Raw genomic sequence first — 12,734 nt, 5'->3', positions numbered from 1 at the left:
ACTAGAAAGAGGAAATAATAGAATGACAAATTCAGTATTCCAAGGACGCAGCTTCTTGGCAGAAAAAGACTTTACTCGTGCAGAGTTAGAATACCTGATTGGTCTTTCAGCTCACTTGAAAGATTTGAAAAAACGCAACATTGAGCACCGTTACCTTGCTGGTAAAAATATTGCTCTCTTGTTTGAAAAAACTTCTACTCGTACTCGTGCAGCCTTTACGACAGCAGCTATCGACCTTGGTGCGCATCCAGAATACCTTGGAGCAAACGATATTCAGTTAGGTAAAAAAGAATCTACTGAAGATACTGCTAAAGTATTAGGACGTATGTTTGACGGGATTGAATTCCGTGGCTTCAGCCAACGCATGGTAGAAGAATTGGCAGAATTCTCAGGTGTTCCAGTATGGAATGGTTTGACTGACGAATGGCACCCAACTCAAATGCTTGCTGACTACTTGACAGTTCAAGAAAACTTTGGCCGTTTGGAAGGCTTGACATTGGTATATTGTGGAGATGGACGCAACAACGTTGCTAACAGCTTGCTGGTAACAGGTGCTATCCTTGGTGTTAATGTTCACATCTTCTCACCACAAGAACTCTTCCCAGAAAAAGAAATCGTTGAATTGGCAGAAGGATTTGCTAAAGAAAGTGGCGCACACATCCTCATCACTGAAGATGCAGACGAAGCTGTTAAAGGTGCAGATGTTCTTTACACAGACGTTTGGGTATCTATGGGTGAAGAAGACAAATTCGCAGAACGCGTTGCACTTTTGAAACCTTACCAAGTTAACATGGACTTGGTGAAAAAAGCTGAAAATGAAGACTTAATCTTCTTGCACTGCTTGCCAGCATTCCACGATACAAATACTGTTTACGGTAAAGATGTCGCTGAAAAATTTGGCGTAGAAGAAATGGAAGTAACAGACGAAGTCTTCCGCAGCAAATATGCTCGTCATTTCGACCAAGCAGAAAACCGTATGCACACGATCAAAGCGGTTATGGCTGCAACTCTTGGAAACCTCTACATTCCAAAAGTATAATTTTACATAAGAAACCGTCTACCAACAGCTATGAGGGCTGCGACTAATAGCTTTAGTCCTGCCCTCTTTTATATGATAAGGAATGTTTATTTCCTTGTTGAGAATTTGAAAAATATAAAAAATAGAAGCGCATTCGTTCGAGCGCAATAAAGGAGAATTAAATGGCAAATCGTAAAATCGTTGTAGCCTTGGGAGGAAATGCCATCCTTTCATCTGATCCATCAGCAAAAGCTCAACAAGAAGCTTTGGTTGAAACAGCCAAGCATCTTGTAAAACTAATCAAAAATGGGGATGATTTGATCATCACTCACGGGAATGGACCTCAAGTCGGAAATCTCTTGCTCCAACATTTGGCAGCGAACTCTGAAAAGAACCCAGCTTTCCCATTGGACTCTCTTGTTGCGATGACAGAAGGAAGCATTGGTTTCTGGTTGCAAAATGCGTTGCAAAATGCTCTCTTGGATGAAGGAATCGAAAAAGATGTTGCTTCAGTTGTGACACAAGTTGTTGTAGATAAGAATGACCCAGCTTTTACAAATCTTAGCAAACCAATCGGTCCTTTCTATTCTGAGGAAGAAGCAAAAGCAGAAGCTGAAAAGAGCGGAGCGACTTTCAAAGAAGATGCTGGCCGTGGCTGGCGCAAAGTTGTTGCTTCACCCAAACCTGTTGACATCAAAGAAATTGAAACTATCCGTACTCTCTTGAACGCTGGTCAAGTTGTGGTAGCAGCTGGTGGCGGCGGTATTCCAGTTATCAAAGAAGATAATGGTCATCTGGCTGGTGTTGAAGCTGTTATTGATAAGGATTTCGCTTCTCAGCGCTTGGCTGAATTGGTCGAAGCAGACCTCTTCATCGTCTTGACTGGTGTGGATTATGTCTTTGTCAATTACAATAAACCAAATCAAGAAAAATTGGAACATGTAACAGTTGCTCAACTGGAAGAGTATATCAAGCAAGAACAATTTGCACCAGGTAGCATGCTTCCAAAAGTGGAAGCAGCGATTGCCTTTGTCAATGACCGTCCAGAAGGAAAAGCAGTTATCACTTCCCTTGAAAATCTTGGTGCTTTGATTGAGTCTGAAAGCGGAACAATTATTGAAAAAGGTTAGTCATAATTAATTTATACATACTTTAGAAAATCATTCATATTTATTTTCTGTTTTCTTTTAATAAAGTTTTCAGGAAAAGCATATTTGGCGGTTTCATTGTCTTCCTTTTATTCAAATTTAAGAAAGCTTTTCCTGAAAATATTTAATAGCTTTTCACAAAAATACTAGCTTTTTAAATGTTAATATGGTAAAATAAATTTAAATAGAAAGCGTTTTCTTGAATGAAAATTCAAGAAAGTAGTCAGTTTTTTACACTTTGTTATAATATTAGGAGGAAAAAACAATGAGTGAAAAAACAAAAAAAGGTTTTAAGATGCCTTCATCTTATACCGTCTTGTTGATAATCATTGCTATTATGGCAGTGATGACATGGATTATCCCTGCGGGTGCTTTTGTAGATGGTGTTTACAAAGCTCAGCCTCAAAATCCACAAGGGATTTGGGATGTCCTCATGGCACCGATTCGGGCTATGCTAGGTACTCATCCAGAGGAAGGCTCGCTGATTAAAGAAACCAGCGCAGCGATTGATGTAGCCTTCTTCATCCTTATGGTTGGTGGTTTCCTTGGCATTGTCAACGAAACTGGTGCTCTTGACGTAGGGATTGCCTCTATCGTGAAGAAGTACAAGGGCCGCGAAAAAATGTTGATTTTGGTTCTCATGCCTTTGTTTGCCCTAGGTGGTACAACTTATGGTATGGGTGAAGAAACCATGGCCTTCTATCCGCTTTTGGTTCCAGTTATGATGGCTGTTGGTTTTGATAGTCTGACTGGTGTAGCGATTATCTTGCTCGGTTCCCAAATTGGATGTTTGGCTTCTACTTTGAACCCATTTGCAACAGGTATTGCTTCAGCAACTGCTGGAGTTGGTACGGGAGATGGTATCGCTCTTCGCTTGATCTTCTGGGTTGTCTTGACTGCTCTGAGCACTTGGTTTGTTTATAGCTACGCGGACAAGATTCAAAAAGATCCGACTAAGTCGCTGGTTTACAGCACTCGCGAAGAAGATTTGAAACACTTTAATGTAGAAGATTCTTCATCAGTAGCATCAACACTTAGCAGCAAACAAAAATCAGTTCTCTTCTTATTTGTTTTAACATTTGTTCTGATGGTATTGAGTTTCATTCCATGGACAGATCTTGGTATCACTATCTTTGATGACTTTAATGCTTGGCTGACTGGTCTGCCAGTTCTTGGCCAAATCGTTGGTTCATCTACAGCTGCTTTGGGTACTTGGTACTTCCCAGAAGGAGCAATGCTCTTTGCTTTCATGGGTATCCTTATCGGTATTGTTTATGGTCTTAAAGAAGACAAAATTATTTCTGCCTTCATGAATGGTGCTGCTGACTTGCTCAGTGTTGCCTTGATCGTAGCGATTGCCCGCGGTATCCAAGTTATCATGAACGATGGTATGATTACTGACACTATCCTCAACTGGGGTAAAGAAGGTCTGAGCGGGCTATCTTCACAAGTCTTTATCGTTTTGACTTATATCTTCTATCTACCTATGTCATTCTTGATTCCATCTTCATCTGGTCTTGCCAGCGCAACTATGGGTATCATGGCTCCGCTCGGAGAATTTGTAAATGTACGTCCTAGCTTGATTATCACTGCTTACCAATCTGCTTCAGGTGTCTTGAACTTGATTGCACCAACATCTGGTATTGTTATGGGAGCTCTTGCACTTGGACGTATCAACATTGGTACTTGGTGGAAATTCATGGGCAAACTCGTTGTCGCTATCATTGTAGTGACCATCGCCCTTCTTCTCCTTGGAACTTTCCTTCCATTCCTATAAAATAGTGAGTGAGGTGATTCCATGAAAACATATATAACAAATCAAGTGAAAGATGAATTTCTTACATCAATAAAAACCTTGATTTCCTATCCTTCAGTACTCAATGAAGGAGAAAATGGAACACCTTTTGGACAAGCTATCCAAGATGTCCTAGAAAAAACTTTAGAGATTTGTCGAGGCTTAGGTTTCACTACCTATCTTGACCCTAAAGGTTATTACGGATATGCAGAAATCGGTCAGGGAGCAGAGCTTCTGGCCGTTCTCTGTCATTTGGATGTTGTTCCATCAGGTGATGAGGCAGATTGGCAGACACCGCCATTTGAGGCAACTATCAAAGACGGCTGGATCTTCGGACGTGGTGTCCAAGATGATAAGGGACCATCAATGGCTGCTCTTTATGCAGTCAAGGCTCTGCTAGATAGCGGAGTTGAATTTAAAAAGCGGGTTCGTTTTATCTTTGGTACAGATGAGGAGACACTTTGGCGCTGTATGGGTCGGTACAATGAGTTAGAGGAGCAAGCTGCCATGGGTTTTGCACCGGATTCTTCTTTCCCTTTGACCTATGCTGAAAAAGGCCTCTTGCAAGTCAAGCTGCATGGTCCTGGCTCAGATAAGCTAGACCTAGAAGCAGGAGCAGCCTTTAATGTTGTGCCTGGCAAGGCTAGCTACCAAGGAGAGCTTTTGGAACAGGTCGTGGCAGGTTTGCAAGTAGCTTCTTTTGACTATGAGCAAACAGATCATCAAGTCACTGTCCTTGGCCTGCCTAAGCATGCCAAGGATGCAGCTGAAGGTGTCAATGCTATTGTTCGGCTGGCGACAGTTTTGCAGCCCTTACAAGCTCATCCTGCCCTGGCCTTTATTGCAGAAGCGGTGGGAGAAGATGCAACTGGCAGCCGTTTATTTGGCGACGTTTCGGATGAACCGTCTGGCAGACTCTCCTTTAATATTGCAGGTCTGACTCTGAACTCAGAAAAATCTGAAATCCGTATCGATATTCGGATTCCTGTTTTGGCGGATAAAGATCAGTTAGTGGCAAAACTAGCTGAGATTGCTGGGCGCTACCAGCTTGACTATGAAGAATTTGACTATTTGGCTCCGCTTTACGTACCTAAAGACAGCGAACTGGTCAGTACCTTGATGGCCATCTATCAAGAAAAGACTGGCGATACCAGTCCAGCTATGTCCTCTGGTGGGGCTACCTTTGCTCGGACCATGCCAAACTGTGTGGCCTTCGGCGCTCTATTCCCAGGGGCTGAGCAGACGGAGCATCAAGCCAATGAACGAGCTTCTTTGGATGATCTCTATCGTGCAATGGATATCTATGCTGAGACCATTTACCGCTTGGCCGGAGAGTAAAATTGCTGGGATATATTCGTTGTTGCTATTTTTTCTAAGGTGAAGCTATTGAAGTTTTTAAAATAATCCTTAAAAGATATTGATAGAAACAAAAGAGAGTTGGATTTTCCAACTCTTTTTTGTTGCACTATGTTTTACAATATATCATTTACTAAAGAAAAATGGGGGCGCAAATTCTTTGAGTTTATCAAAGCATTCGATAGCGGATTGGTTATCTTCACAGATAATCAAGCACACATCGTCTCCACAGACTGTAGCAACAATCTGGGGTAACTCCAGAGCATCTAAAATGGCACCAAAAGATTGGGCTAGTCCGGGCAAGGTTTTCATGACGACTTGATGCTGAACGGGGCGCAACATAACTAGGGCATCTTCCATATAGAAGCGCAGCCTTTTCTCCCAACGAGAAGGGGCGATGCTGTTAATGACATAGTAAGATCTGTCGTTTTCAGTCACCTTGACTAGATTGAGAGTTTTCATGTCACGAGAAAGGGTAGACTGGGTGACAAACACTCCATTTGCTTCTAGTAGTTCTTGGAGTTCCTGCTGGGTATGGACTCTTTTTTCCATGATGAGGGAGCGGATGAGACGATGTCTACTTTCGATTTTATTCATAGATTCACCTGTATTTATTTGATAAACATAGCGTCGCCAAAGCTGAAGAAGCGGTAGTACTCAGCGATAGCATGCTCATAGGCTTGCAGTGTCAGTTGGCGTCCAGCAAAAGCCGATACCAGCATGACGAGAGTTGATTTTGGCAAGTGAAAGTTAGTCGAAAAAGCATCGACAATCTTCCACTGATAGCCTGGTTTGATAAAGATATTGGTCCAGCCGGAGTCAGCTTGGATTTGGCCATCGAATTTACTGCCAATTGTTTCTAAAGTGCGGATAGAAGTGGTACCTACGGCAACGACACGGTGGCCGCTTGCCTTGACTTGACGCAGGGTCTCGGCTGCTTCTTCAGATAGGGTATAAAATTCGGAATGCATTTCATGCTCGTCCAAGTTATCAACTGATACGGGACGAAAGGTTCCAAGTCCGACATGCAGGGTCAAGTAGACGAGTTTAATGCCTTTTGCACCAATTTTATCCAGCAATTCCTCTGTGAAATGGAGGCCAGCGGTTGGAGCGGCAGCGGAGCCGTTTTCTTTGGCATAGACTGTCTGGTAGCGTTCACGGTCCTCTAGCTTCTCATGGATATAAGGCGGCAGGGGCATTTCACCTAAACTTTCTAGTACTTCTAGGAAAATTCCCTGATAGTCAAAGCGAACAATCCGTCCACCGTGTTCCAGCTCTTCTGTAACGGTGGCAGTCAAACGACCATCACCGAAAGAAACACGCGCTCCGATTCTTAGACGTTTGGCTGGCTTGGCTAGGACTTCCCAGAAGTCTCCTTGGGTATTTTTCAAGAGCAGGAGCTCGACATGACCACCAGTTTCAGGCTTGGTTCCATAAAGGCGGGCTGGCAGGACACGGGTGTTATTCATAACCAAGGCATCGCCTGGCTCAAGTTGGTCAATAATGTTGTCAAAATGTTGGTCACTAAACTGGCCAGTTTTCCGATCTACGATGAGCAAGCGAGAGGAGTCTCGCTTCTCCAAAGGGGTTTGAGCAATTAATTCTTCCGGCAAGTGAAAATCAAAATCAGCAGTATTCATTCTATCTCCTTAAACAGTTATCATCATCCAAATGTAGTAAGCGGCTAGTAAAAAGGGAATACTAATTAAGAAACTTCCCAAGCATAAAAACACTATCTGCCAGCTTCGATGTTTTTTTAAGAAAAGACCGATGATAAAAAGTATAATTCCTAGCAAAAATATAATAATCATTGGTAACAGCATTCTTTTATTATACCACGATTTGTTAATAAATCCTTCAAGGAAAATTTGAAAAATTAAGCAGATTATACTTGACAAAAATTGGTCTATACCATATAATAAAGAAAAGAAATCAAATAAAATAAAATAAACAGGAGAGATAGGATGAAAGTTATTCGTGTTGAAAATCAAGTGGAAGGCGCAAAAGTAGCTTTGGCACTTTTGAAAGAGAAGTTAGCTCAGGGAGCCAAAACTCTGGGATTGGCAACAGGAAGCAGTCCAATCGAGTTTTACAAGCAAATCGTTGCCAGCGACTTGGATTTTTCAGAGCTGACCAGTGTAAACTTGGATGAGTACGTGGGACTTTCAGAAGATAATCCTCAGTCTTACCGTTACTTTATGAATGAGCAGCTGTTTCATAAAAAACCTTTCAAAGAAAGCTTTCTGCCGAATGGTGTGGCAGAAGATGCGGAAGTAGAAGTAGAGCGCTACAACCAAGTTTTAGCTAATCATCCAGTAGATCTGCAGATTTTAGGAATTGGAATCAACGGTCATATTGGATTTAATGAGCCTGGAACGAGTTTTGACAGCACCGTCCATATCGTTGATTTGGAGCAGTCAACCATCGAAGCTAATGCTCGCTTCTTTGATAAGATCGAGGATGTACCTACTCAGGCTTTCTCAATGGGGATTCGTAATATTCTGGATGCTAAATCCATCATCCTTTTTGCTTACGGTGCTTCTAAGGCTCAAGCAATTGCGGGAACGGTACAAGGTGAGGTGACGGAATCTTTGCCAGCTAGTGCCCTTCAACGACATGAAGATGTGGTCATTATCGCAGATAAAGAAGCTCTGAGTTTGTTAGATGCCTGATTTTCTATTTCCTATCTAATTTTTAGATAGGATTTTTTATATTTGCTAAAAACTTTGTAGAAAATATGTTATACTAATAAGGAATGATTTTTTTGGAGGATAAATGTGAAGAAGAAGTTTTTGGTGTTTGGACTGATTTTATCTGCCTTTCTGTCACCGTTTTCTGCTGTAGCAGATGAATTGGTGGATATGGCACAAAAAATGTATCCTAATGATCATGTGCAAGCTATCAATCGTCCTAAATCATCTTTGATGATTGACGGAAATACGGGCGATATACTGTGGCAGGATAACATTGATGAGGTTCGCGATCCAGCCAGCATGAGTAAGATCATGACCTTGTACTTGGTCTTTGAGGCGATAAAAGAAGGAAAACTCAGTTTGGACACGGTAATCAAAGCGACACCGCAAGACCAAGCCATCGCCGGTATTTATGAAATTTCCAATAATAAAATTGTTGCAGGTGTGGACTACACTGTTTCGGAGCTGATTACCATGACGGTTGTGCCATCATCTAATGCAACGACTGTCATGTTGGCGAATTATTTATCAAATAACGATCCAGATGTTTTTCTGGACAAAATGAATGCCAAGGCTCAGGAATTGGGCATGACCAACACCAAATGGTTCAATGCCAGCGGAGCAGCGGCGATTTCTTTCAAGGGCTACTATACTCCTCAGAATTATGACAATTATGCTAGCAATCAGACGACTGCGCGTGATTTGGGGATTCTGGTTTACAATTTTGTAAAAAATTATCCTGATATTTTAAACTATACCAATCAGGCTAAAGTGACGGTAAAAGCTGGCACGCCATATGAAGAAACGTTCGATACCTATAATTACTCTTTACCGGGTGCTCGCTACGCTCTAGAGGGAGTAGATGGCTTAAAGACAGGCTCAAGTCCGAATGGTGCCTTCAATTATATTGCGACGGTCAAACGTGGAGACCAGCGGGTGATTGGTGTCATTATGGGGGTTGGCGACTGGTCTGACCAAGACGGCGAATATTATCGTCATCCATTTGGCAATGCCTTAATCGAAAAAGCCTACGCTGACTATGAATACAAGAAGGTATTTTCTAAAGGAGAGCAGGAAATTGATGGGGAGACATACAATCTACCAGAAGATTTTTATGTGACGGTCAAAAAAGGCACTGAACCAAAAGTAAAAGTTGAAAATGGTGTCTTAAAAGCTGAAAATGACTTGACAACGCTCTCTACGCTAATCTCAGATGGTATGAAAGTGGAGCGAGTAGAACGATCTATCGCACAATCTGTGAAAGAAGTGGCTACAGGGAAAAATACCAAAAAAGCATGGTATAATCTTCTGATTAATAATCGCTTGCTTATCCTGTTGCCTGTCGGGATACTCGTCCTTATCTTGTTTGCCGAAAACTCTAAACGCAAAAAAAGAAGAGCGCAGGCTAAAACTAGGCGAGATAGATACAGATAAATAATTTTCATCTATAAAGAAATCAAATAAAACTCAGTTGAAATAAATTGGTAGACTCCCTTTATAGTGGATAGTAAAAAACTAAAAATTTACTAGAAACTAAATGGAGAGTATATCAAATCACTGAGTTTTCTTTATATATTTTAGGAGTCTCCCTTGACCACTTTAAAAAAATTTCAGAATAGCTATTTTGTCTATTTTTTAATGTACAATTTTTATTTTCTTTCATTTTCGTTGTTTTCGACCTTGCTATCGGTTTATATGCTGGATAAGGGTTATACAGCTGGTCAAGTATCCATTGTCGTATCAGCTTCCTTCTTTTCTTCCATGCTGGCTCAGCCAATCATGGGAATGTTGAATGATACACTTGGAATCAAGAGGGTTTCGCTTGTCAGCTTTGGGTTGATTATTTTAGGAGCCATCTTTTTCATGCAGGCTGATAATCTCTGGCTTTTGACCATCTGGTACAGTTTTGTCTTGATGCTCATTAACGGAGTCAGCACAGTGATGGATGTATTGGCGACCCAGAGCCCTTATAAATACGGGAAAATTCGGATTTGGGGGACAATCGGATATGCCTTTGGTTCGCAGCTGGCAGGTTTGATTTATAAAAATATTTCTCCCCAAGCCATTTATCTGGTTTTTATTGGAACTATGTTGCTGAGTATTATAGGGGTTCTTGGTATGAATCCTAAGCGGGATAGGTTGACTAAAAAGACTGAAAAAAGAGGAAATTCGCTCTTTTCAGCCATTCTTAAAAACAGAACCTATCTTTTTTATCTCATTCTTGTCGCCCTTTACTCAGGTGTGGGCAATACAGGTCACACTTATATTCCGTCCATGCTAGAATCTAGTGGTTTGAGTGTTGACTGGGCAACTACGGTCGTAGCTGTCTCTGTACTATGCGAGGCGCCTTTAATCTTTTATTCCTACCTTTTCATGGATAAGATATCTGTCAAAAAGTTGCTCTATATTTGTTTGGGTATGATGCTCCTTCAGTACGCAGTTTATGCTTTGAACTTTGGCTTAGGCTCGAAAATTGTAGTCACTCTGATTTCCAAGCATGCTTCTGGCATGCTACTGACTATGCTTAGTTTGCGCATTGTTGCAAATTTGGTGGATGAAAAATATTTGGTGACAGCCTTTGCGCTGCTCCAGACAGGGCGAAATTTAGGCACGATTTTCATCCAGAATATGTCAGGCTCCATCTTGGATTACTTTGGTTATAACAGTATGAATCTTATGCTGACAGCCATTATCGGCCTAGTGCTCTTGTTTTCCCTCTTCTTGAAAGTTCCTGAAAAGAAGAATCAGAATTTATTTGGATAAGAAAAAACGAGTCTGGAAATTTTTCAGCTCGTTTTTCTTTGGGGAAATTAGCAAGAAAGTAGGAAGTGGTTTCTTTGTTCTATTTCACAAGTTCTCACTTTGGCGTTTCAATTACGAATAAAGATATATAAGACATTGTTTTGAAAGGGAAATGCTCATGTTGCTTGCGAAAAATGAAGAGGGGATTTTGCTGAATGCGATGGAAAACCAGCCGTCCCTAGGCGAACAAACCTTTTGTCCGGCCTGTTCCGGGGCGGTCCGTTTTAAAAATGGAAGGGTCATGCGGCCACATTTTGCGCATATTTCTCTTGAAAATTGTTTGTTTTATGCGGAAAATGAAAGTGCGGAGCATTTGAACTTGAAAGCTGGACTTTATAGCTGGGGGAAGCAAAGCCAAGAGGTTCAGGTGGAGGCCTTTTTGCCTGAGATAAGGCAGATTGCTGACCTTTTGATAGACGACCGCATAGCGTTGGAAATCCAATGTAGTCCTCTCAGTCAGGAACGACTAGAAGAAAGGACGCTGTCCTATCGCCAGCATGGCTATCCGGTCCTCTGGCTTTTGGGCAAGAAATTATGGTTAAAACAGTCGCTGACGAAACTGCAAAAGGACTTTCTTTATTTTAGTCAAAATATGGGCTTTCATCTTTGGGAATTGGATGAGAAAAAGCAGGAGCTTCGGCTTAAATATCTCATTCACGAAGACTTGCATGGGCGAGCTCAGTACAAGGTCAAATCCTTTCCTTTTGGTCAAGACTGCCTTTTATCTGTCCTCCGCAGACCCTTTCAGAAGCAGGAGTTAGAGAGTTATCTGGCTCGGCAGGATCCAGAGATTTGTCGCTATGTTCGTCAGCAGCTTTATTACCAGCAGCCTCGATGGATGAAGCTCCAAGCCCAGCTTTATCAAAAAGGAGACAATCTTCTGACCAAGTCAGTAGAGGATTTTTATCCGCAGGTTCGGCCTGTTCAAGCCAGCTCCTTTTGCCAAATAACAAGAGATTTGACGCCCTATTACCAGCACTTTAATCGCTATTATCAGGCTGAAAACAATAGGCAGCTTCAAATTATCTATCCACCGGTATTTTATGCGAGGAGGAGAGCAGATTCTTAAATGTTATTCCACTTCCTATTGATGAAGAAGAGAGTTTTTACCTATACTTTGAATTTAAGAATATTTGAAAATCCTGTATAATAAAGTAATAAGTTAGATATTTCAAAATTCTAATTTTGACTAGTCCAACCAACTTTACCAAAGATGAGAAGCGAAAGGAGCCACCATGAAGAAAATTTTTGTAATCTTTTTGAGTATCATCACGCTCAGTTCAGCTATGTTTTTAGGAGGTTGCAGTATGCTAAACAGTAGGTCAGAAAAAGAAGAAATGATTCAGATTGCGGAGAGTAAAAAGATGAAGAAAGCCTTGGGAAATTTTCTCAAAGGTTTAGATTCTAAAGCTTTGACACCAGAAGGAAAGATTAAATCCTATGAAATTCAAAAGGATAAGTTAGATTATAACCCAATGGGTGGACTAAATGTTTATATAATTATTAATGGGAATGAAGTTTTGAATATTGATATGACTGTTCAAGAAGAAGATACTGGAGAATATGAAGTTGTATCATATGGTATTCCACAAGAATTGAGTGAGCTATTAAGAGAGGATTAACATGGCTAATAATGCAGAGTACAATGATAAGCAGAATGTTGAAGCAGCTTTGGTAGAGTATCGTGAATTAGAATTTGGGAAAAATTACTCAATAGCAGGTAAGAATTGATACATTGGTAATCTTTCTCAGGTATACGATAATGTACATGACAATGAAGAACAAGCTTTTATCTTTACGAACCTTTAAAAATGATTGCGCTTCCATATCCTTTAGAAAAATAGTATAATAATTAATATAAAATATTAATCTAAATTCAGTTTCCCATTTTTGTTAAGGTATCAGCTTTAGCAAAGATGAGA

At 41.0% G+C, this 12,734-nt stretch carries 11 protein-coding genes; 9 read left to right on the top strand and 2 right to left on the bottom strand.

The genetic code is table 11. The annotated features are described in order from the left end of the window. Window positions 1-22 precede the first annotated feature (22 nt). From argF to STRDD04_RS01595, 4 genes are all read left to right on the top strand, one after another. A complete protein-coding gene (gene argF, locus STRDD04_RS01610; protein WP_062198760.1) occupies window positions 23-1,039 on the top strand; it encodes an ornithine carbamoyltransferase in 1,017 nt (338 codons plus the stop codon). A gap of 161 nt (window positions 1,040-1,200) precedes the next feature. Continuing rightward, window positions 1,201-2,148 (top strand): carbamate kinase, encoded by a 948-nt coding sequence (gene arcC, locus STRDD04_RS01605; protein ID WP_062198758.1) that lies wholly within the window; start codon window positions 1,201-1,203, stop codon window positions 2,146-2,148. A gap of 283 nt (window positions 2,149-2,431) precedes the next feature. Further along, window positions 2,432-3,943: a YfcC family protein gene (locus STRDD04_RS01600; protein WP_062198756.1), complete on the top strand. Its 1,512-nt coding sequence runs from the start codon at window positions 2,432-2,434 to the stop codon at window positions 3,941-3,943. 21 nt (window positions 3,944-3,964) lie between these two features. After that, window positions 3,965-5,299: a dipeptidase gene (locus STRDD04_RS01595; protein ID WP_062198754.1), complete on the top strand. Its 1,335-nt coding sequence runs from the start codon at window positions 3,965-3,967 to the stop codon at window positions 5,297-5,299. 144 nt (window positions 5,300-5,443) lie between these two features. Here STRDD04_RS01595 and STRDD04_RS01590 read toward each other — a convergent pair whose 3' ends face one another. Then, on the bottom strand, window positions 5,444-5,914 hold the full coding sequence (locus tag STRDD04_RS01590; protein ID WP_062198752.1) for an arginine repressor: 471 nt from the start codon (window positions 5,912-5,914) through the stop codon (window positions 5,444-5,446). Window positions 5,915-5,928: 14 nt separating this feature from the next. Then, entirely contained in the window at window positions 5,929-6,957 is a 1,029-nt protein-coding gene (gene queA / locus STRDD04_RS01585; protein WP_062198750.1) for a tRNA preQ1(34) S-adenosylmethionine ribosyltransferase-isomerase QueA, read from the bottom strand. Window positions 6,958-7,281: 324 nt separating this feature from the next. On the opposite strand from queA, the gene STRDD04_RS01580 reads away from it, so the two are divergent. The 5 genes from STRDD04_RS01580 (at window position 7,282) to STRDD04_RS01560 (ending at window position 12,434) form a co-directional block, all read left to right on the top strand. Continuing rightward, window positions 7,282-7,989, top strand: coding sequence for a glucosamine-6-phosphate deaminase (locus tag STRDD04_RS01580; RefSeq protein ID WP_062198748.1), 708 nt, complete (start codon window positions 7,282-7,284; stop codon window positions 7,987-7,989). A gap of 105 nt (window positions 7,990-8,094) precedes the next feature. After that, the gene (locus STRDD04_RS01575; protein WP_062198746.1) at window positions 8,095-9,444 is read left to right on the top strand and encodes a D-alanyl-D-alanine carboxypeptidase; all 1,350 of its coding nucleotides are present in this window, start codon (window positions 8,095-8,097) and stop codon (window positions 9,442-9,444) included. 204 nt (window positions 9,445-9,648) lie between these two features. Next, window positions 9,649-10,773, top strand: a complete 1,125-nt coding sequence (locus tag STRDD04_RS01570; RefSeq protein ID WP_062199189.1) for an MFS transporter — start codon at window positions 9,649-9,651, stop codon at window positions 10,771-10,773. Between the two features lie 157 nt (window positions 10,774-10,930). Beyond that, window positions 10,931-11,881 (top strand): competence protein CoiA, encoded by a 951-nt coding sequence (locus STRDD04_RS01565; protein ID WP_062198745.1) that lies wholly within the window; start codon window positions 10,931-10,933, stop codon window positions 11,879-11,881. Between the two features lie 166 nt (window positions 11,882-12,047). Then, window positions 12,048-12,434: a DUF1310 family protein gene (locus STRDD04_RS01560; RefSeq protein WP_062198743.1), complete on the top strand. Its 387-nt coding sequence runs from the start codon at window positions 12,048-12,050 to the stop codon at window positions 12,432-12,434. Window positions 12,435-12,734: the final 300 nt, after the last annotated feature.

Source organism: Streptococcus sp. DD04, from assembly GCF_001578725.1.
Classification (GTDB): domain Bacteria; phylum Bacillota; class Bacilli; order Lactobacillales; family Streptococcaceae; genus Streptococcus; species Streptococcus sinensis.
Note: the sequence above shows the minus strand (reverse complement) of the source record. Positions and strands in the feature narration are given on the sequence as shown.

Coding starts and splice junctions, on each gene's coding strand:
- STRDD04_RS01570 (WP_062199189.1), top strand. CDS start 9,649: ATGTACAATTTTTATTTTCTTTCATTTTCGTTGTTTTCGACCTTGCTA.
- STRDD04_RS01590 (WP_062198752.1), bottom strand. CDS start 5,914: ATGAATAAAATCGAAAGTAGACATCGTCTCATCCGCTCCCTCATCATG.
- STRDD04_RS01580 (WP_062198748.1), top strand. CDS start 7,282: ATGAAAGTTATTCGTGTTGAAAATCAAGTGGAAGGCGCAAAAGTAGCT.
- STRDD04_RS01600 (WP_062198756.1), top strand. CDS start 2,432: ATGAGTGAAAAAACAAAAAAAGGTTTTAAGATGCCTTCATCTTATACC.
- STRDD04_RS01595 (WP_062198754.1), top strand. CDS start 3,965: ATGAAAACATATATAACAAATCAAGTGAAAGATGAATTTCTTACATCA.
- arcC (WP_062198758.1), top strand. CDS start 1,201: ATGGCAAATCGTAAAATCGTTGTAGCCTTGGGAGGAAATGCCATCCTT.
- STRDD04_RS01565 (WP_062198745.1), top strand. CDS start 10,931: ATGTTGCTTGCGAAAAATGAAGAGGGGATTTTGCTGAATGCGATGGAA.
- queA (WP_062198750.1), bottom strand. CDS start 6,957: ATGAATACTGCTGATTTTGATTTTCACTTGCCGGAAGAATTAATTGCT.
- argF (WP_062198760.1), top strand. CDS start 23: ATGACAAATTCAGTATTCCAAGGACGCAGCTTCTTGGCAGAAAAAGAC.
- STRDD04_RS01560 (WP_062198743.1), top strand. CDS start 12,048: ATGAAGAAAATTTTTGTAATCTTTTTGAGTATCATCACGCTCAGTTCA.